The following is a 22,144-nucleotide window of genomic DNA, read 5'->3' as shown; positions in this document are numbered from 1 at the left end:
AACAGCGCAGTGAACCAAAGCGAGAGAAAGAGTGGTTCATTACTTTAATCACCTCCATCGCCTGCTTAAAGCATGCGAGAAACGGCTTGGGTGAAGGTCAGATTAAATGGCATCTGACAGCGCGACGCACGGCGGCGTCATCCTTTGCGGCTGTGGTCAACAGCAGCGGCGTTTTATACAGCCACGCGGGGTAAATTGCAAAATCTTTGTCAGTAACTGCGCGCGGTGTCAGGAAATGATTCCACTTAGGATGTTGCGGAAAATGCGGGATCGGAAAAAGCACTGGAAAAGTGCTCACTGAGTAACCTAGAATAGCCGTCCAGATGGTTTTCCATCTAAACTGATTAACATTCAGGCGGTGTGAGTTAATGCTCTCGCTGCCACTGCTTGCGGCTTTGCCTGAAGGGGCGTCGAGTCGGTCTGATCCCGCTTACGCTATGCAGTCGTATTCAAACCATTTTTAAGGTAAAGAACAGAATGGCTAAACACCTTTTTACATCTGAGTCCGTATCAGAAGGACATCCTGATAAAATCGCTGACCAAATTTCCGATGCCGTGCTGGATGCGATCCTCGAGCAGGATCCGAAAGCGCGCGTGGCCTGCGAAACTTACGTGAAGACCGGTATGGTGCTGGTGGGCGGTGAAATCACCACCAGCGCATGGGTGGATATCGAAGAGATCACCCGTAATACCGTACGTGAAATCGGCTATGTCCATTCCGATATGGGCTTTGATGCGAACTCTTGCGCAGTGCTGAGCGCGATTGGTAAGCAATCTCCAGACATCAATCAGGGCGTTGACCGTACCGATCCGCTGGAACAAGGCGCGGGCGATCAGGGCCTGATGTTCGGCTACGCCAGCAACGAAACCGACGTGCTGATGCCAGCGCCGGTCACCTACGCGCACCGTCTGGTGCAGCGTCAGGCTGAAGTGCGTAAAAGTGGTTCACTGCCGTGGCTGCGTCCGGATGCAAAAAGCCAGATCACCTTCCAGTACGATGACGGCAAAATTGTCGGTATCGATGCGGTTGTGCTCTCGACCCAGCATGCTGAAGATGTGACCACCGCCGATCTGCGTGAAGCGGTGATGGAAGAGATCATCAAGCCGGTTCTGCCGACTGAGTGGATCACCGCCAGTACCAAATACCACATCAACCCAACTGGCCGTTTTGTCATCGGTGGTCCAATGGGCGACTGCGGTCTGACCGGTCGCAAAATCATCGTTGATACCTACGGCGGCATGGCGCGTCACGGTGGCGGCGCGTTCTCAGGTAAGGATCCGTCAAAAGTCGACCGTTCTGCCGCTTACGCTGCACGTTATGTGGCGAAGAACATCGTCGCGGCTGGCCTGGCTGACCGTTGTGAAATCCAGGTTTCTTACGCCATCGGCGTGGCTGAGCCAACCTCGATCATGGTTGAAACTTTCGGTACCGAGAAAGTCTCCACCGAACAGCTGACGCTGCTGGTGCGCGAGTTCTTCGACCTGCGTCCATACGGCCTGATTCAGATGATGGATCTGCTGAAACCGATCTACAAAGAGACCGCAGCATACGGTCACTTTGGTCGTGAGCACTTCCCGTGGGAGCAGACTGACAAAGCCGCGCAGCTACGCGAAGCGGCGGGTTTGAAGTCATAGACTACTCTGCGGGCTGATGCCCTCGCCCCGGCCCTCTCCAACGGGAGAGGGCGACGCTGCACAATTTGACTTCGAAGCTCGCTTTTGGCGGGCTTTTTTTTATGCCTTTGCATCGTCAGGCACATTTTTCTCCGCCGTCTACACTTCTTTCACCTCGCTTACAACTTAGTGATAACGATTACATTTTGAAATCCTTTATCAATCGGCAATTTAGAGATTTTTCAGCGTAGTTATTACTCTGAAAATGCGTTATTTTCAGCGTCGTCTGATAGCCGGTATTTAGTGCGATGTCAGAAACTTAAAGGGTGCTATACCTTACTGGTTACGTAACTATTTCGGGCGGAAAATGCTGGATTGCAGGGTTTCAGCGTGTGTAACCGATTACACTGGTGTGATCTTACTCACTTTTTTCCGCCGACAGGTTTCATAACATTGATAACAACAACGATGGATAAACTTTGGAGGCTTCATGCCTGGTAATAATCACAAGAGCAGAACTTCAAATAAGGTCATGACCTTGTTTGTCTGCTTCTTAGCGGCGCTGGCCGGCTTGCTGTTTGGTCTGGATATCGGTGTTATCGCCGGTGCTCTGCCTTTCATCGCGAAAGATTTTAACGTCACTGCCCACCAGCAAGAGTGGATCGTCAGCTCAATGATGTTTGGTGCTGCAGTCGGTGCGGTGGGCAGCGGCTGGATGTCATCGCGTCTGGGTCGTAAAAAGAGCCTGATGGCCGGTGCGATTCTTTTCGTTATCGGTTCACTGTGGTCTGCGGGTGCAACCAGCCCGGAAATGCTGATCGCCGCGCGTGTGGTGCTTGGCCTGGCCGTGGGTGTTGCCTCTTACACCGCGCCGCTGTATCTCTCGGAAATCGCACCAGAGAAGATTCGCGGCAGTATGATTTCGCTGTATCAGCTGATGATCACCATCGGTATTCTGGCGGCGTATCTCTCCGATACCGCGTTCAGCGACGCTGGCGCATGGCGCTGGATGCTGGGCATCATCACTATTCCTGCGGTACTGCTGCTGATTGGCGTCTTCTTCCTGCCCAACAGCCCACGCTGGCTGGCGGCTAAAGGTGACTTCCGCAGTGCTGAGCGCGTGTTATCGCGCCTGCGTGATACCAGTGAACAAGCAAAACGTGAACTGGATGAAATCCGTGAAAGCCTGAAAATTAAACAGTCGGGCTGGCAGCTGTTCCAGAGCAACAGCAACTTCCGCCGCGCAGTGTTCCTTGGCGTGCTGTTGCAGGTGATGCAGCAGTTCACCGGCATGAACGTCATCATGTACTACGCACCGAAGATCTTCGAAATCGCTGGCTTTGCCAACACCACGCAGCAAATGTGGGGCACGGTGATTGTTGGTCTGGTGAACGTGTTGGCGACCTTTATAGCTATCGGTCTGGTGGATCGCTGGGGCCGTAAACCTACGCTGCTGCTGGGCTTCCTGGTGATGGCGCTGGGTATGGGCATTCTCGGCACCATGCTGCACATCGGCATCCATTCTCAAGAAGCGCAATACTTCGCGGTGGCGATGCTGCTGATGTTCATCATTGGTTTTGCGATGTCTGCTGGCCCGCTGATTTGGGTACTGTGTTCCGAGATTCAGCCGCTGAAAGGCCGCGACTTCGGTATCACGGTGTCCACCGCGACCAACTGGATTGCCAACATGATTGTCGGTGCTACCTTCCTGACCATGCTGAATACGCTGGGCAACGCGCCAACCTTCTGGGTTTACGCCGGTCTGAACGTGTTCTTCATTCTGCTGACGCTGGCGCTGATTCCAGAGACCAAAAACGTCTCGCTGGAGCACATCGAGCGCAACCTGATGTCCGGCAAAAAACTGCGCGACATCGGTCAGAAGTAATCCCGATGAGCGAATGCAAGGGCTGCCAATTGGCAGCCCTTTTTATTTGAGATCGTTCCGGCAACCTTTTATGCTGCCCTCCATGAAAACACCGCGCCTTCCCATCGCCTTACAACAAGCCGTTATGCGCTCGCTGCGCCACTATTTACAGCTGGCCAACGAGAAGCTGGAACGTCGCTTTGATGAGCCCTCGCTGGTTTATCAGCAGCGCGGCACCGCTGCAGGCACTGCATGGCTGGAGAAGTGGGAAATCCGCATCAATCCGGTCCTGCTGCTGGAGAATCAGCAGGCATTCGTTGATGAAGTGGTGCCGCACGAACTGGCGCATCTGCTGGTGTGGAAAACCTTTGGCCGCGTGCCGCCGCACGGCAAAGAGTGGAAATGGATGATGGAGAGCGTGCTCGGCGTGCCTGCGCGCCGCACCCACCAGTTTGAAATCGCCTCGGTGCGCAGCAACACCTTCCCCTATCGCTGCCGCTGTCAGCAGCATCAGCTCACCGTACGGCGCCATAATCGTGTGCTGCGTGGAGAAAGCGAATATCGCTGTGTGCACTGCAAATCCCTGCTGCAACCCGGTGAGTATTTATCGAATTAGTTCAGCAACCTAGCCTAATCTCATATCCCGTGCGTCATCATTCTGTTACCCTGCCGCCCTTTTTCAGGACCAGGTTAATTTTTGGAATATGTCTCGCAAAACGTTGCTGTTACTTACCTTGTTAGTTGCCCCACTTAGCGCTTACAGCCTCAGTTTCACTCACTATCATCAAAACAATTTTAGTCAGGCCAAAGCCTATGCCGCGCAGATCAACGCAGATGCGCCCGCCGACTTTTACTGCGGCTGCAAAATCAGCTGGCACGGCAAAAAGGGCGTACCGGATCTAAGCAGTTGCGGCTACAGCGTGCGTAAGAACGCCAATCGCGCCGAACGCATTGAGTGGGAACATGTGATGCCCGCGTGGGAGTTCGGCCATCAGCGTCAGTGCTGGCAAAACGGCGGCCGCAAAAGCTGCAGCAAAGATGCCGATTACCGCCGCATTGAGAGCGATCTGCATAACCTGCAGCCGGCGATTGGTGAAGTGAACGGCGACCGTAATAATTTCCAGTACAGCCAATGGAACGGCGGCGAACAGCAGTACGGTCAATGCAGCATGAAGATCGATTTTAAGCAGAAACTGGCGCAGCCGCCGGAGCGTGCGCGTGGCGCCATTGCCCGCACTTACTTCTATATGCGCGACCAATATCACCTGCGCCTGTCGCGTCAGCAAACCCAGCTGTTTACCGCGTGGGATAAGCAATATCCGGTGACGAGCTGGGAGTGTGAGCGCGACAATCGCATCGCCAAAGTGCAGGGAAATCACAATTCCTACGTACAGCAGGCTTGCCAGCGCTAAAAGCGCTACCCTACACTAGCTTTTTTCGATTGCGCCGTGTCCGCTGACACGGCATAACGCTGGCAGGAACCGCATGCGTATACCTCGCATTTATCATCCCGAATCTCTCGAAGTTAACAGTGAAGTCTTCCTCGATGAGGATGCCGCTAACCATGTTGGACGCGTGCTGCGCATGTCGGCCGGTCAGCAAATTGAGCTGTTTGATGGCAGTAATCTGACTTTTAGCGCCGAAATCACCCAGGCTGATAAAAAGCGTGTAAAAGTAAGGGTCCTTGCCAGCCAGGCTGATGACCGTGAATCCCCGCTGCATTTACATCTCGGTCAGGTGATGTCGCGCGGTGAAAAAATGGAATTCACTATCCAGAAATCGATCGAACTTGGCGTGAATGTGATTACGCCCTTGTTTTCTGAACGCTGCGGCGTAAAGCTGGACGCCGAGCGGCTGGCAAAAAAAATTCAGCAATGGCAGAAAATCGCGATTGCCGCCTGTGAACAGTGCGGCCGTAATCGTGTGCCGGAAATTCGCGAGCCGATGACATTGCAAGCCTGGTGCGCGGAAGCCGAAGACGGTTTGAAGCTCAATTTGCATCCGCGCGCCAGCCACAGCATCAACACGCTGCCGCAGCCGGTAGAGCGCCTGCGCTTGCTGATTGGGCCGGAAGGTGGCTTAACCGCCGATGAAATTGCCATGACCGCGCAGCAGGGTTTTACCGATATTCTGCTTGGACCCCGCGTGTTGCGCACCGAAACCACCGCACTCACCGCCATTACGGCACTTCAGGTGAGGTTTGGTGACCTCGGTTAAGCGATACTTTCGGGTTCGAACGTAACTTCACAGCACAACGCTTTCGGGGTAAATGCTTCCCCATTTAGGAGAGAATAATGATTAAGCTTGGCATCGTTATGGACCCGATTTCGTCCATCAATATTAAAAAAGACACCAGCTTCGCCATGTTGCTGGAAGCACAGCGCCGTGGTTACGAAATTCATTACATGGAGATGGGCGATCTCTCCCTGCGCGGCGGTGTGACTTACGCGCGCACGCGTCTGCTGAGCGTTGAGCAGAACTACGACAACTGGTACACGTTTGGCAGCGAGCAGAATATCCCGCTGGCCGATCTTAACGTGGTGCTGATGCGTAAAGATCCGCCGTTCGACACCGAATTTATCTATGCCACATACCTGCTGGAACGCGCAGAAGAGCAAGGTACGCTGATCGTGAACAAACCGCAGAGCCTGCGCGACTGCAACGAGAAGCTGTATACCGCATGGTTCGCCGACCTGACGCCAGATACGCTGGTCACGCGTAATAAAGAGCAGCTGCGCGCCTTCTGGCAGGAGCATGGCGACGTGATCCTTAAGCCGCTGGACGGCATGGGCGGCGCCTCGATCTTCCGCGTGAAACAGGACGATCCCAACTTCGGCGTGATCACCGAAACCCTGACTAATCACGGTCAGTACTTCTGCATGGCGCAGAACTATCTGCCGGCGATCAAAGACGGCGACAAACGCGTGTTGGTGGTGGATGGCGAACCTGTGCCTTACTGCCTGGCGCGCATTCCGCAAGGCGGCGAAACGCGCGGTAATCTGGCAGCCGGTGGCCGTGGTGAAGCGCGTCCGCTGAGCGACAGCGACTGGGAAATTGCGCGTCGCGTTGGCCCAACGCTGAAAGCCAAAGGGCTGATTTTTGTCGGCCTGGATATTATCGGTGATAAACTGACTGAAGTTAACGTGACCAGCCCAACCTGCGTACGTGAAATCGAGGCCGCGTTCCCGATATCGATCACTGGCATGCTGATGGATGCCATTGAGAAACGCCTGGGCTGATGCCGTCGGAGTCTCCACTCCGTGAACACCCAAAACCGGCGCTGCCGCGGCTGCGCCGGTTATTTTTGGTATACGAGTGATAATGAATTTACAGCATCATTTTCTAATTGCGATGCCGTCGCTGCAGGACCCACTGTTCAAACGCTCGGTAGTCTATATCTGCGAGCACAATGAAGATGGCGCCATGGGTTTGATCGTTAATAAGCCAATGGACAACCTGACGGTCGAAGGCATCCTTAAAAAGCTTAAAATTAGTGCATCCGAACGCGATCCTGCCATCAAACTGGACAAGCCAGTGTTTGCCGGTGGTCCGCTGGCGGAAGATCGTGGTTTCATCCTGCACTCGGCGCAGCGCATTTACTCCTCGAGCATTCGTATTTCAGACACCACGGTAATCACCACCTCACGTGATGTGCTGGAAGCGATCGGCACCACTTCACAGCCCGATAACGTGCTGGTGGCGCTGGGTTATTGCGCCTGGGAGAAAGGTCAGCTGGAAGAGGAGTTGCTGGAGAATGCCTGGCTCACCTCGCCCGCTAACACCAATATTCTGTTCCAGACGCCCATCGCTGAACGCTGGCGTGAAGCGGCACGCGGTTTGGGCGTCGATATTCACAACATTGCCACCGATGCAGGGCACGCCTGATGGCCAGTGAAACTTTACTGGGCTTCGATTTCGGCACCAAAAGCATCGGCGTTGCTGTCGGTCAGCAATTAACGGGCACCGCGCGCGCGTTGACGGCGCTAAAAGCGCAGGATGGCACGCCGGACTGGAAGCTGATCGAAAAGCTGCTGAAAGAGTGGCAGCCCAATTATGTGGTGGTGGGCTTGCCGCTGAATATGGATGGCACCGAACAGGAACTTACTGCGCGCGCACGTAAGTTCGCCAATCGCCTGCATGGTCGTTTTGGCGTACGCGTCGAGCTGCAGGACGAGCGCCTGAGCACCGTTGAAGCGCGTGCCGATCTGTTTGAACGCGGCGGCTTTCGCGCGTTGCAGAAAGGCCAGGTTGATTCCCAATCCGCGGTGATTATCCTCGAAGATTGGTTTGATACGCATTAAAGCCATCCAGAACTGGCACATGGCGTAGCGGCGCATTTATTGCGCATTGCCACGGATGAGCAGGGCAGCGGCATAAATATGCGCGATGAATCGCGCCGCTACAATGGGTTGGTTTTCCGCCTTTGAGCGCCTATCTGGCTCTCTTCAAATCATCCCCGCCGCCTGACGCCCCTGCTCGCTCTGCGCAAAGGTTTGCATGCCCGCCTGCGCGCCGGTTTGCAAAACGCCAGGCAACTGATGCATCTTGCCTTCGCGGATCAGGTTCGCCACCGCCGGCGTCGCCACCAACACTTCAAACAAGCCGATGCGCCCGCCCGCTTTTGCCGGCACTAAACGTTGCGCCAGCACCGCTTTCAGGCTGCCCGCTAATTGAGTGCGCACCAGGTTTTTCTCCTCAGCGGGAAAGACATCCACCAGCCGATCAACCGCCTGGGTTGCGCCGCGCGTATGGAGCGTGGCCAGCACCAGATGCCCGGTTTCTGCTGCAGTGAGCGCCAGGCGGATGGTTTCGCTGTCGCGCAGTTCGCCGAGCAGAATCACATCAGGATCTTCACGCAGCGCGGCTTTCAGCCCGTGTTGAAACGAGGCACAGTGCGCACCTACTTCGCGCTGTTGAATCAGCGAGCGCTGGCTGCGATGCACAAACTCAATCGGATCTTCCAGCGTCAGAATGTGCCGCGCCTGCTGACGATTCAGACAATCCACCATCGCCGCCAGCGTGGTGGATTTGCCGCTGCCGGTGGCGCCGGTAATTAAAATCAGCCCCTCTTCCAGCTGTAATAGCTGGCTCACCACCTCGGGCAGATGCAGGCTGCTGAGATCGGGCGCCTGGCTGGCAATCAGCCGCAGCGCCAGCGATAAGCCGTGACGCTGCATAAACAGGTTGGCGCGCAGCCGTATGCCGCTGGCAAGCGTAATAGCGAAGTCAACGTGGCCGTTCTCCTCCAGCTCGGCCTGCTGCGACGTCGTTAGCCACTGCTGCATAAAGACTTCCAGCCAGCCGCCATCCAGCGCGCTCTGCTGCGGAATCGGCTCCAGCACGCCTTGTCGCCGCCAGTGCGGCAAATGTCCGCTGCAAAGGTGCAGATCGGCGGCGTTATGCTTTACACTAAGGGCCACTATTTCATCCAACTCCATTTAGCTTCTCCTGACTATGACTTCCATTGAGCACAACTTACAGCAAGTGCGTGAGCGTATCGCCGCCGCCGCCGCACGTTGCGGCCGCGCGCCAGAAGAAATTACGCTGCTTGCAGTGAGCAAAACCAAACCTGCGAGCGCGGTCGCAGAAGCCATTGCCGCTGGACAACACGCGTTCGGTGAGAATTACGTGCAGGAAGGGGTTGAAAAAGTGGCTGAGCTGGCCGCACATCCTGATTTGCAATGGCACTTTATCGGCCCGCTGCAATCCAATAAAAGCCGTCTGGTGGCGGAAAACTTCGCCTGGTGCCACACCGTGGACCGCCAGCGCATCGCGCAGCGTCTGAACGATCAGCGCCCGGCGTCGTTGCCGCCGCTCAACGTGTTAATTCAGGTAAATATCAGTGACGAGAACAGCAAATCTGGCATCATGCTGGAGGCGTTGCCGGAGCTGGCGCAGCAGATCGCCGCACTGCCGAATTTGCGCTTGCGTGGGCTGATGGCGATTCCGGCGCCAGAGTCAGAATACGCACGGCAACTGGCGGTGTGTCAGCAGATGGCCGCCGCGTTTCAAACCTTAAAACAGGACTATCCTGACGTCGATACGCTTTCTCTGGGAATGAGCGACGATATGGACGCGGCAATCGCCGCGGGCAGCACCATGGTGCGTATTGGCACCGCCGTTTTTGGCGCGCGGGATTATGCGCGACCTTCACAACAATAATTGAGGAACCTCATGTTAACACTGACGTTTTTAGTCAAAACGCTGATCGATTTGTACGTGATGGTGCTGCTGCTGCGCATCTGGATGCAGTGGTCGCGCTGTGACTTCTACAACCCGCTGGCGCAGTTTGTCGTGAAGATCACCCAACCGATTATCAAGCCGCTGCGCCGTGTCATCCCGGCCATTGGCCCGATTGATACCGCATCGCTGCTGCTTGCCTTTGTACTGACCACGCTGAAATATCCGATCCTGCTGCTGATTCAGGTCGGCGTGTTCTCCGTTGATCCCACCAACCTGCTGGTTGGCCTGCTGTCGCTGGTGAAGTCCGCCGGTTATCTGGTGTTCTGGGTGATCATCATTCGTTCGCTGATGAGCTGGATCAGCCAGGGTCGCGGCCCGGTGGATCAGGTTCTGATGCAGCTGACTGAACCGCTGATGTCACCGATTCGCCGTATTCTGCCGGCGATGGGCGGTATCGATTTCTCTGCCATGATTGTGATTCTGGTGCTGTACGCGCTGAATTTCCTCGGCATGGACCTGTTCCCAGGTCTCTGGTATTTGCTGTAATTCGTCTATCTGGAACTGTTATGCAAAAAGTTGTACTCGCGACCGGAAATCCCGGCAAAGTCCGCGAACTGGCCGATCTGTTAGCGGCCTTCGGACTTGATATCGTGGCGCAAACCGAACTCGGCGTTGAGTCGGCGGAAGAAACCGGCCTGACCTTCATCGAAAACGCCATCCTGAAGGCGCGTCATGCGGCTGAGATTACCGGTTTACCGGCGATTGCCGACGATTCCGGTCTGGCGGTCAATGCGCTGGGCGGCGCGCCGGGGATCTACTCCGCGCGCTATGCGGGCGTTGATGCCAGCGACCAGCAGAATCTGGATAAGCTGCTGGTGGCATTGGAAAACGTGCCGGATGGCAAACGTCAGGCTCAGTTCCACTGCGTGCTGGTTTACCTGCGTCACGCTGCCGATCCCACGCCGCTGGTGTTCCACGGTAGCTGGGCTGGGGAAATCACCCGCGCGGCAGCGGGCGCAGGCGGTTTTGGTTACGATCCCATCTTTTATGTCCCTGAATTGGGTAAAACGGCGGCAGAGCTGAGTAAAGACGAAAAGCGCGCCGTCTCTCACCGTGGTAAAGCATTGACGCTGCTGCTGGAAGCGATGCGCAATGCCTGAGTTTTCACCTACGTTGCCGCCATTAAGCCTGTACATCCATATTCCGTGGTGCGTGCAGAAGTGTCCGTACTGTGATTTCAACTCTCACGCGTTAAAAGGCGAGGTGCCGCACATTGAGTATGTGCAGCACCTGCTCAACGATCTCGAACAGGATTTACCGCTGACCGGCGGCCGTGAAGTGCGCACGATTTTCATCGGCGGCGGCACGCCAAGCCTGTTGAGCAGCAATGCGATGCAGATGCTGATGGACGGCGTGCGTGCGCGTTTGCCGCTGGCGGCCGATGCGGAAATCACCATGGAAGCTAATCCAGGCACCGTTGAAGCCGATCGCTTTAGCGCCTACCAGAAAGCCGGCATCAACCGTATTTCGATTGGCGTGCAGAGTTTCAGCCCACAGAAGCTGGCGCGTTTAGGCCGCATTCACGGGCCGGAAGAAGCCGTGCGCGCCGCCCAGCTGGCTGAAGGATTAGGCCTGCGCAGTTTTAACCTCGACCTGATGCACGGCTTGCCGGATCAGTCACTGGAGGAAGCGCTGGATGATCTGCGCCAGGCGATTGCGCTTAATCCGCCGCATCTATCGTGGTATCAGTTGACGATTGAGCCGAACACCTTATTCGGTTCGCGCCCGCCAAAACTGCCTGATGACGATGCGCTGTGGGATATTTTTGAGCAAGGTCATCAACTGCTGAGCGCCGCAGGTTATCAGCAATATGAAACCTCGGCGTATGCCAAACCGGGTTATCGCTGCGAGCACAATCTCAACTATTGGCGCTTCGGGGATTACCTCGGCATTGGCTGTGGTGCCCACGGTAAGCTGACGCAAGCCGATGGTCGCATCGTGCGCACGGTGAAAACCCGTCATCCGCGCGGCTTTATGAAAGGCAACTATCTCGATAAGCAGCACGACGTGGCCGAGAACGACAAGCCGTTCGAGTTCTTTATGAACCGTTTTCGTCTGCTGGAAGCCGCACCGCGCGCCGATTTCCGCCGCTATACCGGCATGGATGAGCAGGTGATTCGCCCGCAAATCGATGCGGCGATAAGTGCAGGATACGTGGAGGAAACCACGGAGAGCTGGCAGATCACTGAGAAAGGCAAACTGTTCCTGAACTCGCTGCTGGAACTGTTCCTGACGGAAGAGTAATGAAAAATGCCCGGCTTATACCGGGCATCTTTTTTGCGTATTAGCCGTAAGTAATTTCAATTTCCTGATTCACTAACAGTGTGTAATGCGCCTGGCTATTGGTTAACAGTGTCCAGTTTTCCCCGCCGATCTGGACTTTATTCTGCGAAGTTAACCAGCCGTCGCTGAATTGCGTGCGATCAAGCGTGATGCGGTCGCCCATGTCGCCATCAATCATCAATTGCTGACTATCGTCGTTAATAAATAGCCCCTCACCGCCTTCATTCAGTAACGAGTGCAGATCGAGATTAAGCAGATTATTACCTTTGCCACTTATATCTATTTTCTGCAAACCTTCCACACGTGCACTTAGCGCAGCAAAATCAATTATCTGGTTTTCACCCGAAAAAATAATATTTGCCGCTTTCACCAGATAATGAGACGGGTACGTATTTAACCAGCTCGCGACATCATAAATGTGGCGTTCTCCTGGGATGGGCAAATAGCTCGTCCCATTCCCATCATCTCTTGATTCACTTTCATAATTGGCTTGATATTGGGGTGACGGGATGAATCTCACCGGATAATTTGCAGAGTAGGAACTTTCATTCCCTGCTTCATCTATCGCCTTCACACCAAAATTATTCAGCCCTGCACGCATATCTTGCTGCGGAGTCATTCTCCAGTCACCCTGACTATTTGCATAAGCCGATCCCACCGCCGTACCATCCTGATACAAAATCACCAGGCTGTTAACTTCGGCCTTACCGATAAAATCCAGACGTGCATCGTCGGTATTTTGCCCTGGCAATACCGATTCAATCGGTCCCCTATCATCGAACACCTGCATAATGAGGGGCTGAATGGTTGTGGTATCAATCAGCAGCGTGACGGTGCTGCTCCATTTACTGACGTTGCCAGCATGATCAATGTTACGTACGCGAAAATTCCATTCGCCATCGGAGAGATTTTGCGGTGGAGTCCACAGCCAGGTGCCATCACTGTCTACCGCAACGGTCGCGGTTGTTACCCAATTGCCGTTTTTGCTGGCGTATTGAACGCGTACATATTCATTAGGGTCGCCAGTGCCGTACAGCTCAGGGCGGCGATCGTCAGTAGCCCGGATGAGATCAAACTGTCCGCGATACAAACCAACATCATCCTCAAAGTAATTGATGGTGGCGCTATCTGGTTTCTCGGTATCAAGCTGAAATGGCCATTTTAGCGACGGCTGGCTGCGATTATTTGCCCGGTCTTCTGCCACGGCACTCAACTCATATGCACCGTCGTTAGGCAGGTTCACTTCCACCTCCCATTTGCCATGCTGATTAGCGGTTACCGAAGCCAGGGGCGTTTTGCTGTTTTTGTTGTAGATGTATACCAGGCTATTTGCTTCTGCCTCGCCACGCACGACAGGATTTGCGTCATTGGTGTAACCATGTCGCTTAATGCTATTGCCGTTATGTATTCCACCCGCGGTATAGTCTTCGATTGCAGTAATTTGCGGCTTGTCTGGCGCGATTGTATCGATGTTGTAATTGACCGAAACGATATCACTTTGGTTATTAGCGCGATCAACGGCAACAAAGGTCAGCACATGTTCACCGTCAGGCAACGGTTGAGAAGGCGTCCAGGAAAAACGGCCGCCACTCACTGGCACACTTATTGGGTTTTTACCATTGACCATGATGATGACTGCAACGGTATCTGGCGAATGCGCACTGCCTTCCCATCGCTTCTGCGCATCGTTATACCAGTCGGATTGAATATGCACGGTGTGAGGTGAAGGGGTATTACTGGAAGCAGAGGCGTTAAAAAATAACATAAAAACTCCTTAAAAATAAATAATTTCAATGAGTTGCTAACTCACTTTCATCTTTATTATTTTGGTGTTTTTACGGTTATCAGATTCGTCCCGAATCTAAGGTTCTTAAATGCAGTGCATCTTAAAAGCAAAAAGCCAGCCGATTGGGCTGGCTTTGTTAGCTGAAGCAAATCATTAGCTTTTAACGTTCTGCATCAGTCCTTTGCGCTGCTCTTCCAGCACGGTTACGCGGTTGCATACTTCGTGGCCAAAGTTCTGGAAATCCTGCTCCTGCTTGTTCCACTCCGCCTGTACCGACTGTTGTAAACCGCCAAGGTTGCCCATAATGGCCTGCAGTGGATTGCTGCCACTCGCCGCCTGGCTGCTGCCCATTTCGTTGAGACTATCCTGCATGATGCCGCCTAGCGTGCTCTGCACCAGCTTCTCGCCTTCCGCGCGCACCTGATCGATAGCCTGATGATGGAACGTCAGTCCGTCTGGACGATGCTCAATAATGCGGTTCATTTGCTGCTTGAGCTGGCCATCCAGTTTAGTAAGACGGTTACGCACATTGCTGTTCGCGCCGAGCTTGTCGACAATCACTTTATCCAGCGCCACGCGGCTGCGTTCCAGACGCGAGGTTGCGCCGCTATCGATCCACGGCAAATCGCGACGCAGCGCGGTCTGGTAGTCGATGGCTTTCTGGCGCGCGGCGTTATCAACGTTGACCTTCTGGCCATTAAACTGCATGTCACCCTGCGGAGTGATTTCGAGGTTGCCGTTGGTTCCCACCACCTGCACGCTCTGCGGTTTAATGATCACATCATCCTGTGGCTTGACGCTGCATTCGTATGCAGCCTGAGCCTGAGTTGCCGCCAGCAGCAGCGCGGCGATAAGTACCTTACGAACCATGAAATCTCCCTTTTTTACGCGCTGAAAGGTCGGGCGTTGAGCGTCGCAGCCATTTTTGTGGCGGCCAGCGCGCAGCATCCGGAGCGTACATAAGTACGTGAGGAATGCGAGCACTGCCCGGTGCAAAAAGGGCAAGTAAGCTAGCCCGATACGATCTTTAGTCCCACCAAACGTCGAAGAGTTCAGTCACCTGCACATCCGTCAGGTTATGAGCTTCCAGCCACTTGCGCACCAGCTCGCGATGCTCGTCGGTGCATTTGCCGGTTTCCTGCAAGCACACCAGACCTTCCCACACCAGATAACCGCTGCCGTCATACGCCAGACCGTTCGGCGCAATCACTTCATTAATGAACTGATCAACAGTGGCGTCGATTTGCTCCTCGGTGGTGCCTTCGGCGAAACGCCAGGCGACGGAGAAGCCTAATTCCTGAAACTCATCAATATGCAGTTTTTTACGCAAACGACGGCTACGCTGTACGGCCATTATTTCACCCTCTCAAACATCAGATCCCACACGCCATGGCCCAGTCGCTGCCCGCGCTGCTCAAACTTGGTTAACGGACGCGTTTCAGGACGCGGCACGTAATTGTTACTTTCCGACTGATTTTTATATCCGTCGATGCTGCTCATCACTTCCAACATATGTTCGGCGTAGGCTTCCCAATCGGTCGCCATATGGAACACGCCGCCCAGCTTCAATTTGCGCATCACCAGCTCAGCAAACGGCACCTGTACGATGCGACGTTTGTTATGGCGCGCTTTGTGCCACGGATCCGGGAAGAACAGCTGCACCATGCGCAGCGAGTTATCCGGAATCATCTTCTGCAGCACTTCTACCGCGTCGTGACACATTACGCGCAGGTTCTCCACGCCCGCTTCCTTCGCCGACGCCAGGCAAGCACCCACGCCCGGCGCATGCACTTCCAGGCCAAGGAAATTCTGATGTGGATTGTTCTGCGCCATGGTCACCAGCGAGGCGCCCATGCCGAAACCGATCTCCAGCACTACCGGCGCGTCACGGCCAAACAGCGTCACCAGATCCAGCGGCTCCTGCTGGAACTCCACGCCCATCTCCGGCCATAAATTATCGAGCGCGAGCTGCTGTCCTTTCGTTAAGCGCCCCTGACGGCGCACAAAACTGCGGATACGGCGTAATGGCCGCCCGTTCTCATCAAATTCTGGGGTGATGACGTCATTAATCATGTTGAAGCCTGCTGGTTAGCCTGTTCTGGGAAACGGGCATTATGCAAAGTTAGGAAGCAGAAGCAAGCCTTTGCAATGTTCCGGTTTACACCCTGAGGTCTCTGTGCTGGAATTCCTGCCTGATTGTAGAGTAAACACGGAAAATTTCCTTCTTATGATGCAAGGGCCGACGTTCGCGCAACAAGTGCTGGATTGGTATCAGCGCTTTGGTCGCAAAACCCTGCCGTGGCAGCAGGAGAAAACGCCGTACAAGGTATGGCTCTCTGAAGTGATGCTGCAGCAAACCCAGGTTGCTACCGTCATTCCTTATTTTGAACGCTTTATGGCGCGCTTCCCGACGGTGGCCGATCTGGCAGCGGCACCGCTGGACGAAGTGCTGCATCTGTGGACCGGTCTCGGCTATTACGCGCGCGCGCGCAATCTGCACAAAGCCGCGAAACAGGTGGTGGAGAAGCACGGCGGCGAGTTCCCGCGAAACTTCGACGATGTCGCGGCGCTGCCGGGCATTGGCCGTTCTACCGCGGGCGCGGTGTTATCGCTGTCGCTCGGTCTGCACTTCCCAATTCTGGATGGCAACGTAAAACGCGTGCTGGCGCGCTGCTACGCGGTGGGCGGCTGGCCGGGTAAAAAGGACGTTGAAAAACGGCTATGGCAGATCAGCGAAGAAGTGACGCCAGCGGCAGGCGTCAGCCAGTTCAATCAGGCGATGATGGACCTTGGCGCATTAGTATGTACTCGCTCACGCCCTAAATGCGAAATCTGCCCGCTTAATAGCAGATGCGTTGCTTATGCCAACAACAGCTGGGCGGAGTATCCCGGTAAGAAACCCAAACAGACCTTGCCAGAACGTAGCGGCTGGATGCTGATGATGCAGGATGGCGATGACGTGTGGTTAGAGCAGCGCCCGCCGGTTGGCCTGTGGGGCGGACTGTTCTGCTTCCCGCAGTTTACAAGTGAGCAAGCGCTAACTGACTGGCTAATTGAGCGCGGCATTCATGTTAAACCGCAGCAGCTCACCGCATTCCGCCACACCTTTAGCCATTTCCACTTAGACATTGTGCCTATGTGGCTCGCAAAGCCTTCCGCTGGGTCGCTGATGGATGAAGCGGGCGGTCTCTGGTATAACTTAGCGCAACCACCGTCAGTGGGTTTGGCGGCGCCGGTTGAGCGCTTGCTGCATGAATTGCGCCATCCCCAGCAGCTTACGCGTCGAGCAGACGTGACCGAAGAGGAAGAGTAATGAGCCGCACCATTTTTTGTACTTATCTGCAACGCGATGCTGAAGGTCAGGACTTTCAGCTCTATCCTGGCGAATTGGGTAAGCGCATCTTTAATGAGATCTCAAAAGAGGCCTGGCAGCAGTGGATGTCCAAGCAAACCATGCTGATCAATGAGAAGAAATTGAGCATGATGAACCCGGAAGATCGCAAAGTGCTGGAGAAGGAGATGATCAATTTCCTGTTCGAAGGCAAAGATGTGCACATTGAAGGTTACACCCCGCCAGAAAAATAACCGTTCAGGGCTTCCCTTTGAGGCCCTCTTTTTCGATTCAGGCACGCATTAACAATGAATAAAAAACTGATAGCGCTCTTGGTGATTGCACCACTTTTGGTCTCCTGCTCCGGACAAAAAAAATCGCAGTTTCATGAAGAGTGGGTCAAGGACACCAACGGTTTCGATATTTTGATGGGCCAGTTTGCCCACAATATTGAAAACATTTGGGGAATCAATGAAGTTCTGATCGCCGGACCGAAAGATTACGTCAAATATAGCGACGGCTATTACACCCGCAGTCACATCAACTTTGACAGCGGTAGTATCACCATTGAGACCATTTCCGGCACCGATCCGATGGCCAGCCTGCGTCAGGCGATCATCACCACGCTGTTGATTGGCGAAGATCCGGGCAATGTCGATCTCTACTCCGATGCCAACGATATTCAAATCAGTAAAGAGCCGCTGCTGTACGGCCAGGTGCTGGATAATACCGGCCAGCCGATCCGCTGGCAGGGCCGCGCCGGCAGCTTTGCTGATTATCTGATTCAAAACAAACTGCAGAAACGCACCTCCGGATTGCACGTCATCTGGTCGGTTACCATTCCGATGGTGCCAAACCACCTCGACAAACGTGCGCACAAATATCTGCCAATGGTGCGTAAAGCCGCTGAACAATATGGCGTGGATGCGTCACTGATTCTGGCGATTATGCAGATTGAATCGAGCTTCAACCCGTATGCGGTGAGCCACGCTGATGCGCTGGGGTTAATGCAGGTGGTGCAGCATACCGCCGGTGTCGATGTGTTCCGTATGAAGGGCAAAGGTGGCAAACCGAGCCGCAGCTATCTGCTTGATCCTGAGAATAATATTGATGCGGGCACCGCGTATTTGTCGCTGCTGCAGAGAAGTTATTTAGGTGGGATTCAGGATCCGACATCACGGCGTTATGCGGTGATTACGGCGTACAACGGCGGCGCGGGCAGCGTGCTACGCGTGTTCTCCAGCGATAAGGATCGCGCGTTCTCGTCAATAAATAGTATGTCGCCGACGGAAGTTTACCAGACGCTGACCACCAACCATCCATCGGCAGAATCACGGCGTTATCTGTATAAAGTGAGCCAGGCGCAGCGCAGTTATCGACGATTTTAAGCTGATGCGGTTTGTCCCTCATCCCAACCTTCTCCCGCCCGCGGGAGAAGGGGCCGATCCAGCACGTACGTAACAATGAGCGCCCTCTAAACATTCCCTCTCCCGCTTGCGGGTGAGGGTTAGGGTGAGGGCAAGTGCAATCAGCTCACCATCATATTCGCCACCAGATGCTTACGCCCGTGCTCATCTTCTTCGGTGTAAACCCCTTGCAGCTCTGGCGAGAAGCCCGGCAGCAGATTGATGCCCTCTTCCAGCGCGAGGAAATAGCGCTGTACCGCGCCGCCCCACACTTCGCCTGGCACCACGCACAACACGCCGGGCGGATATGGCAACGCGCCTTCGGCCGCTATGCGCCCTTCAGCATCGGCAATCTTCACCAACTCCACTTCGCCACGAATATAGGCCTGATGCGCATCCTGCGGATTCACCTGCACCGGTGGGAAACAGGCTGAGCGGAACATGGCTTTTTGCAGATCCTTAACGTCAAAACTGACGTAGAGATCGTGCATCTCCTGACACAAGCGGCGCAGCGTGTAGCCTTTGTAACGCTCAATATTCTTGCGATACACGCTCGGCAGCACTTCCGCCAGCAGCGCATCCTCGCGCACGTGCTGCTCAAACTGCACCAGCATCGCCACCAGATGCGCCATCTTCTCAGGCGTTTCTGCTGGCGTCAGCAGGAACAGAATCGAGTTGAGGTCGCACTTCTCCGGCACGATGCCGTTCTCGCGCAGATAGTTGGCCAGAATGGTCGCTGGAATGCCGAAGCTGGTGTACTCACCGCTGGCGGCATCAATCCCCGTGGTGGTGAGCAGCAGCTTGCAGGGATCCACCAGATACTGCTCCTGTGCATAGCCTTCAAAACCGTGCCACTTTGCGCCCGGCTCAAGGCTGAAGTATGCCGGATCGATGGCGATGGCTTCCGTTTCCGCCGCTTGCCACAGCTTGCCGTGCACTTTCTCCGGCAGGAACGGCTGAATCATTTCGCAACGTTCAAGAATCGCTTTACGCGCATCAATGCCGATGGTGACGCACTCGTGCCACATGCTGCGTCCGGCCTCGCCTTTATGCATGCGGGCGTTGATATCCAGCGCGGCAAACAGCGGATAGAACGGGCTGGTTGAGGCGTGCAGCATAAACGCATTGTTGAGGCGTTTGTGCGGACAGAAACGCTGCTGCCCACGGATGTGATTGTCTTTCTTATGGATTTGCGACGTCTGTGAGAAACCGGCCAGCTGCTTGTGTACCGACTGCGTAACAAAAATGCCCGGATCGTTCTCGTTCAACTCCAGCGTCAGCGGTGAACAGCCGGCCATCAGCGGAATAAACTGCTCGTAACCCACCCACGCTGAATCAAACAGGATGTAATCGCACAGATGTCCGATGCGATCGACCACCTGACGCGCGTTGTACACCGTGCCATCGTAAGTGCCGAGCTGAATAATCGCCAGGCGGAATGGACGTTGATCGTTGGCACGATCGGGCGCCACTTTGGCAATTTGATCACGCAGATAAGCATCGTCAAAACAGTGCGCATCAATGCCGCCGATAAAGCCAAACGGATTACGCGCCGCTTCCAGATACACCGGCGTGGCGCCCGCCTGAATCAGTGCGCCATGATGGTTGGATTTGTGATTGTTGCGGTCAAACAGCACCAGATCGCCGCGCGTCAGCAGCGCATTGGTGACCACTTTATTGGCGCTGGAGGTGCCGTTAAGCACGAAGTAGGTTTTGTCGGCGTTAAACACTTTCGCCGCGAACTTCTGCGCATCTTTGGCTGAGCCTTCGTGGATCAGCAGATCGCCGAGCTTGACGTCGGCGTTGCACATATCCGAACGGAAGACGTTCTCGCCGTAGAACTCATAGAACTGACGTCCCGCCGGATGTTTGCGGAAGAAGGCACCACCCTGATGTCCCGGGCAGGCAAACGTGCTGTTCTGCATATCGACGTAGCGCGTGAGCGTGTCGAAAAATGGCGGCAGCAACTCGGCTTCATACGCCTGCGCGGCGTCCTCCAGCGCGTCCCACTCTTCTGGCGCGCCGTTGATTTCCCCTGTGACGCCCGGCAGCTTCAGCACTTCTTCATCGAACGCATTGGCGACAAACACCGGCAGATTAAAGCCGACCTTGCGCAATAGCGTCAGCACGCCACTGCGCGTGTCCGACAAGGTGATCACGACCGCAGCGACATCGGTAAAGTCGGTATTGTCCAGCGTCACCACGTCGCGCGCAGTGTTAAGACTAAGGGTTGGCGCTACAGCAACGCTGGCAGCAATTTTCAATGGGTTCATAACACAAATCCCTGAGAGAGGATGAGTGGGTGCCGATGGCACAGCAATGAGGAGGTTTCCTCGGCGAAGTCAATCTGAGAGTTGAATACTAACTGGGGCGCAATCATGTCATCTTTTTTTTGCCGGAACAACCGCTGCGCGGCCCTTCACCCCAGCCCTCTCCCGCAAGCGGGCGAGGGCGCCGTCCGAGCCGGTATAAAGGTGAGCTGGATCGGTTCCCTCTCCCACCTGTGGGAGAGGGTTAGGGTGAGGGCAAAAAAGGAGTACTATACCCCCACTTTCCTCAACCAGCCGGAGGCTGCATGTTCAAGGCATTGGTCATTGAAAATGATGAACAGGGATATCGCACATCCCTGAAAGATCTGTCAGAAAAACAACTGCCCGATCAGGATGTCACCCTCGAAGTAAGCTACTCCACGCTCAACTACAAAGACGCGCTCGCCATCTGCAACAAAGGCCCGATTGTGCGGCAATTCCCGATGGTGCCGGGCATCGACTTTGTTGGTCGGGTGATCAGCAGCCGCCATGCTGAATGGCAGCAGGACGATGTGGCGCTACTCACCGGCTGGGGCGTAGGCGAAAAGCATTGGGGTGGACTGGCGCAGAAAGCCAGCGTCTCGGGCGACTGGCTGGTAAAAGTGCCGGCCGCACTCAGCCCGCTACAAACCATGGCAATTGGCACCGCGGGCTTCACCGCCATGTTGTGCGTGCTGGCGCTGGAAAAACAGGGCATCACGCCGCAGCACGGCCCGGTTTTAGTCACCGGCGCGAGTGGCGGCGTTGGCAGCTTCAGCGTCAGCTTGCTGGCACGTCTCGGCTATGAGGTTATTGCTTCCAGCGGTCGCGCCAGCGATAGCGATTACCTGATCAACACGCTGGGCGCGACGTCGATTATTGATCGCGCAGAGCTGAGCGAGCCGGGCAAACCGCTGGCGAAAGAGCGCTGGGCGGCGGCGATTGATAGCGTCGGCAGTCACACGCTGGCCAATGTGTTAGCGGGCATCAAGCGCGATGGCGTGGTCGCGGCGTGCGGCATGGCGCAAGGTTTGGATCTGCCGACCAGCGTCGCGCCGTTCATCCTGCGCGGCGTGGTGCTGGCGGGCGTGGATAGCGTGATGTGTGCAAAACCGCTGCGGCAGCAGGCGTGGCAGCGCCTGGCGGAACTGGTGGATGGCGACCTGCTACAGCAGTTAACCAAGGTGATTCCGCTGAGCGAAGCGCGCGAAGGTGCCGAGCAGCTGCTGGCCGGTAAAGTACGCGGCAGATTGATCGTCGATTGCAGATAATCGCACATTACGTAGCGGCGCAATTTATGGCGCGTCTTTTCACAGAGCGCGATAAATC

22 protein-coding genes are annotated in these 22,144 nt (G+C 55.1%); 16 read left to right on the top strand and 6 right to left on the bottom strand.

Features of this window, described 5'->3' with window-relative positions:
• Positions 1 to 477 precede the first annotated feature (477 nt).
• The 8 genes from metK (at position 478) to ruvX (ending at position 7,779) form a co-directional block, all read left to right on the top strand.
• Entirely contained in the window at positions 478 to 1,635 is a 1,158-nt protein-coding gene (gene metK, locus Q3H59_RS03985) for a methionine adenosyltransferase (protein ID WP_309833374.1), read from the top strand.
• Positions 1,636 to 2,104: 469 nt separating this feature from the next.
• Positions 2,105 to 3,499: a sugar porter family MFS transporter gene (locus Q3H59_RS03980; protein WP_101761913.1), complete on the top strand. Its 1,395-nt coding sequence runs from the start codon at positions 2,105 to 2,107 to the stop codon at positions 3,497 to 3,499.
• 82 nt (positions 3,500 to 3,581) lie between these two features.
• On the top strand, positions 3,582 to 4,094 hold the full coding sequence (locus Q3H59_RS03975; protein ID WP_271461062.1) for a SprT family zinc-dependent metalloprotease: 513 nt from the start codon (positions 3,582 to 3,584) through the stop codon (positions 4,092 to 4,094).
• An 88-nt stretch (positions 4,095 to 4,182) separates the two neighbouring features.
• Entirely contained in the window at positions 4,183 to 4,890 is a 708-nt protein-coding gene (endA, locus tag Q3H59_RS03970; RefSeq protein WP_277974073.1) for a deoxyribonuclease I, read from the top strand.
• 73 nt (positions 4,891 to 4,963) lie between these two features.
• Entirely contained in the window at positions 4,964 to 5,695 is a 732-nt protein-coding gene (gene rsmE, locus Q3H59_RS03965) for a 16S rRNA (uracil(1498)-N(3))-methyltransferase (protein ID WP_192412065.1), read from the top strand.
• A gap of 77 nt (positions 5,696 to 5,772) precedes the next feature.
• Positions 5,773 to 6,717 (top strand): glutathione synthase, encoded by a 945-nt coding sequence (gshB, locus tag Q3H59_RS03960; RefSeq protein ID WP_101761909.1) that lies wholly within the window; start codon positions 5,773 to 5,775, stop codon positions 6,715 to 6,717.
• Positions 6,718 to 6,799: 82 nt separating this feature from the next.
• A complete protein-coding gene (locus Q3H59_RS03955; protein WP_137386422.1) occupies positions 6,800 to 7,363 on the top strand; it encodes a YqgE/AlgH family protein in 564 nt (187 codons plus the stop codon).
• Positions 7,363 to 7,779: a Holliday junction resolvase RuvX gene (ruvX, locus tag Q3H59_RS03950; RefSeq protein ID WP_101761907.1), complete on the top strand. Its 417-nt coding sequence runs from the start codon at positions 7,363 to 7,365 to the stop codon at positions 7,777 to 7,779. The genes Q3H59_RS03955 and ruvX overlap by 1 nt, the downstream gene beginning before the upstream one ends.
• A gap of 144 nt (positions 7,780 to 7,923) precedes the next feature.
• Here ruvX and Q3H59_RS03945 read toward each other — a convergent pair whose 3' ends face one another.
• A complete protein-coding gene (locus Q3H59_RS03945) occupies positions 7,924 to 8,916 on the bottom strand; it encodes a type IV pilus twitching motility protein PilT (protein WP_271461060.1) in 993 nt (330 codons plus the stop codon).
• A gap of 16 nt (positions 8,917 to 8,932) precedes the next feature.
• On the opposite strand from Q3H59_RS03945, the gene Q3H59_RS03940 reads away from it, so the two are divergent.
• Genes Q3H59_RS03940 through hemW form a run of 4 tightly spaced genes read left to right on the top strand, consistent with a single transcriptional unit; the run spans position 8,933 to position 11,965 of the window.
• Positions 8,933 to 9,640 (top strand): YggS family pyridoxal phosphate-dependent enzyme, encoded by a 708-nt coding sequence (locus Q3H59_RS03940; protein ID WP_101761905.1) that lies wholly within the window; start codon positions 8,933 to 8,935, stop codon positions 9,638 to 9,640.
• Between the two features lie 12 nt (positions 9,641 to 9,652).
• Positions 9,653 to 10,207: a YggT family protein gene (locus Q3H59_RS03935; RefSeq protein ID WP_008107240.1), complete on the top strand. Its 555-nt coding sequence runs from the start codon at positions 9,653 to 9,655 to the stop codon at positions 10,205 to 10,207.
• 20 nt (positions 10,208 to 10,227) lie between these two features.
• Positions 10,228 to 10,821 carry an XTP/dITP diphosphatase gene (locus Q3H59_RS03930; RefSeq protein ID WP_110868025.1) on the top strand — a complete coding sequence of 198 codons (594 nt, stop codon included), beginning with the start codon at positions 10,228 to 10,230 and terminating at the stop codon, positions 10,819 to 10,821.
• Entirely contained in the window at positions 10,814 to 11,965 is a 1,152-nt protein-coding gene (gene hemW / locus Q3H59_RS03925) for a radical SAM family heme chaperone HemW (protein WP_192236408.1), read from the top strand. The genes Q3H59_RS03930 and hemW overlap by 8 nt, the downstream gene beginning before the upstream one ends.
• A gap of 40 nt (positions 11,966 to 12,005) precedes the next feature.
• On the opposite strand, the gene Q3H59_RS03920 is transcribed toward hemW, so the two are convergent.
• From Q3H59_RS03920 to trmB, 4 genes are all read right to left on the bottom strand, one after another.
• On the bottom strand, positions 12,006 to 13,769 hold the full coding sequence (locus Q3H59_RS03920) for an Ig-like domain-containing protein (RefSeq protein WP_309833363.1): 1,764 nt from the start codon (positions 13,767 to 13,769) through the stop codon (positions 12,006 to 12,008).
• A gap of 174 nt (positions 13,770 to 13,943) precedes the next feature.
• Entirely contained in the window at positions 13,944 to 14,660 is a 717-nt protein-coding gene (locus tag Q3H59_RS03915; RefSeq protein WP_309833362.1) for a DUF2884 domain-containing protein, read from the bottom strand.
• A 157-nt stretch (positions 14,661 to 14,817) separates the two neighbouring features.
• The gene (locus Q3H59_RS03910) at positions 14,818 to 15,144 is read right to left on the bottom strand and encodes a YggL family protein (protein ID WP_008107231.1); all 327 of its coding nucleotides are present in this window, start codon (positions 15,142 to 15,144) and stop codon (positions 14,818 to 14,820) included.
• Complete coding sequence (gene trmB, locus Q3H59_RS03905; protein ID WP_008107230.1) at positions 15,144 to 15,863, bottom strand: tRNA (guanosine(46)-N7)-methyltransferase TrmB; 720 nt, start codon at positions 15,861 to 15,863, stop codon at positions 15,144 to 15,146. The genes Q3H59_RS03910 and trmB overlap by 1 nt, the downstream gene beginning before the upstream one ends.
• Positions 15,864 to 16,017: 154 nt before the next feature.
• Between trmB and mutY the strand changes: the two genes are divergently transcribed.
• The 3 genes from mutY to mltC are packed head-to-tail and all read left to right on the top strand — an operon-like array spanning position 16,018 to position 18,509.
• Positions 16,018 to 17,103 carry an A/G-specific adenine glycosylase gene (mutY, locus tag Q3H59_RS03900; RefSeq protein WP_309833357.1) on the top strand — a complete coding sequence of 362 codons (1,086 nt, stop codon included), beginning with the start codon at positions 16,018 to 16,020 and terminating at the stop codon, positions 17,101 to 17,103.
• Positions 17,103 to 17,375, top strand: a complete 273-nt coding sequence (locus tag Q3H59_RS03895) for an oxidative damage protection protein (RefSeq protein WP_007890330.1) — start codon at positions 17,103 to 17,105, stop codon at positions 17,373 to 17,375. Before mutY ends, Q3H59_RS03895 begins: the two co-directional genes overlap by 1 nt.
• Before the next feature lie 54 nt (positions 17,376 to 17,429).
• Positions 17,430 to 18,509, top strand: a complete 1,080-nt coding sequence (mltC, locus tag Q3H59_RS03890; RefSeq protein WP_192236401.1) for a membrane-bound lytic murein transglycosylase MltC — start codon at positions 17,430 to 17,432, stop codon at positions 18,507 to 18,509.
• A gap of 140 nt (positions 18,510 to 18,649) precedes the next feature.
• Here mltC and Q3H59_RS03885 read toward each other — a convergent pair whose 3' ends face one another.
• On the bottom strand, positions 18,650 to 20,800 hold the full coding sequence (locus tag Q3H59_RS03885; protein WP_110868030.1) for an ornithine decarboxylase: 2,151 nt from the start codon (positions 20,798 to 20,800) through the stop codon (positions 18,650 to 18,652).
• Positions 20,801 to 21,102: 302 nt separating this feature from the next.
• Between Q3H59_RS03885 and Q3H59_RS03880 the strand changes: the two genes are divergently transcribed.
• Positions 21,103 to 22,086, top strand: a complete 984-nt coding sequence (locus Q3H59_RS03880; protein ID WP_110868031.1) for an MDR family oxidoreductase — start codon at positions 21,103 to 21,105, stop codon at positions 22,084 to 22,086.
• Positions 22,087 to 22,144: the final 58 nt, after the last annotated feature.

Origin of the sequence: Pantoea sp. SORGH_AS_0659 (assembly GCF_031453915.1) — a bacterium.
Taxonomy (GTDB): domain Bacteria; phylum Pseudomonadota; class Gammaproteobacteria; order Enterobacterales; family Enterobacteriaceae; genus Pantoea; species Pantoea leporis.
This window is presented reverse-complemented; position numbering and strand designations above follow the sequence as displayed.

What these genes read in the sequence shown, in the direction of transcription:
- Q3H59_RS03980 (WP_101761913.1), top strand. Translation starts at nt 2,105, where the DNA reads ATGCCTGGTAATAATCACAAGAGCAGAACTTCAAATAAGGTCATGACC.
- metK (WP_309833374.1), top strand. Translation starts at nt 478, where the DNA reads ATGGCTAAACACCTTTTTACATCTGAGTCCGTATCAGAAGGACATCCT.
- Q3H59_RS03895 (WP_007890330.1), top strand. Translation starts at nt 17,103, where the DNA reads ATGAGCCGCACCATTTTTTGTACTTATCTGCAACGCGATGCTGAAGGT.
- trmB (WP_008107230.1), bottom strand. Translation starts at nt 15,863, where the DNA reads ATGATTAATGACGTCATCACCCCAGAATTTGATGAGAACGGGCGGCCA.
- Q3H59_RS03910 (WP_008107231.1), bottom strand. Translation starts at nt 15,144, where the DNA reads ATGGCCGTACAGCGTAGCCGTCGTTTGCGTAAAAAACTGCATATTGAT.
- Q3H59_RS03975 (WP_271461062.1), top strand. Translation starts at nt 3,582, where the DNA reads ATGAAAACACCGCGCCTTCCCATCGCCTTACAACAAGCCGTTATGCGC.
- Q3H59_RS03920 (WP_309833363.1), bottom strand. Translation starts at nt 13,769, where the DNA reads ATGTTATTTTTTAACGCCTCTGCTTCCAGTAATACCCCTTCACCTCAC.
- Q3H59_RS03935 (WP_008107240.1), top strand. Translation starts at nt 9,653, where the DNA reads ATGTTAACACTGACGTTTTTAGTCAAAACGCTGATCGATTTGTACGTG.
- hemW (WP_192236408.1), top strand. Translation starts at nt 10,814, where the DNA reads ATGCCTGAGTTTTCACCTACGTTGCCGCCATTAAGCCTGTACATCCAT.
- mltC (WP_192236401.1), top strand. Translation starts at nt 17,430, where the DNA reads ATGAATAAAAAACTGATAGCGCTCTTGGTGATTGCACCACTTTTGGTC.
- Q3H59_RS03930 (WP_110868025.1), top strand. Translation starts at nt 10,228, where the DNA reads ATGCAAAAAGTTGTACTCGCGACCGGAAATCCCGGCAAAGTCCGCGAA.
- Q3H59_RS03915 (WP_309833362.1), bottom strand. Translation starts at nt 14,660, where the DNA reads ATGGTTCGTAAGGTACTTATCGCCGCGCTGCTGCTGGCGGCAACTCAG.
- gshB (WP_101761909.1), top strand. Translation starts at nt 5,773, where the DNA reads ATGATTAAGCTTGGCATCGTTATGGACCCGATTTCGTCCATCAATATT.
- Q3H59_RS03945 (WP_271461060.1), bottom strand. Translation starts at nt 8,916, where the DNA reads ATGGAGTTGGATGAAATAGTGGCCCTTAGTGTAAAGCATAACGCCGCC.
- Q3H59_RS03885 (WP_110868030.1), bottom strand. Translation starts at nt 20,800, where the DNA reads ATGAACCCATTGAAAATTGCTGCCAGCGTTGCTGTAGCGCCAACCCTT.
- rsmE (WP_192412065.1), top strand. Translation starts at nt 4,964, where the DNA reads ATGCGTATACCTCGCATTTATCATCCCGAATCTCTCGAAGTTAACAGT.
- ruvX (WP_101761907.1), top strand. Translation starts at nt 7,363, where the DNA reads ATGGCCAGTGAAACTTTACTGGGCTTCGATTTCGGCACCAAAAGCATC.
- Q3H59_RS03880 (WP_110868031.1), top strand. Translation starts at nt 21,103, where the DNA reads ATGTTCAAGGCATTGGTCATTGAAAATGATGAACAGGGATATCGCACA.
- endA (WP_277974073.1), top strand. Translation starts at nt 4,183, where the DNA reads ATGTCTCGCAAAACGTTGCTGTTACTTACCTTGTTAGTTGCCCCACTT.
- Q3H59_RS03955 (WP_137386422.1), top strand. Translation starts at nt 6,800, where the DNA reads ATGAATTTACAGCATCATTTTCTAATTGCGATGCCGTCGCTGCAGGAC.
- mutY (WP_309833357.1), top strand. Translation starts at nt 16,018, where the DNA reads ATGATGCAAGGGCCGACGTTCGCGCAACAAGTGCTGGATTGGTATCAG.
- Q3H59_RS03940 (WP_101761905.1), top strand. Translation starts at nt 8,933, where the DNA reads ATGACTTCCATTGAGCACAACTTACAGCAAGTGCGTGAGCGTATCGCC.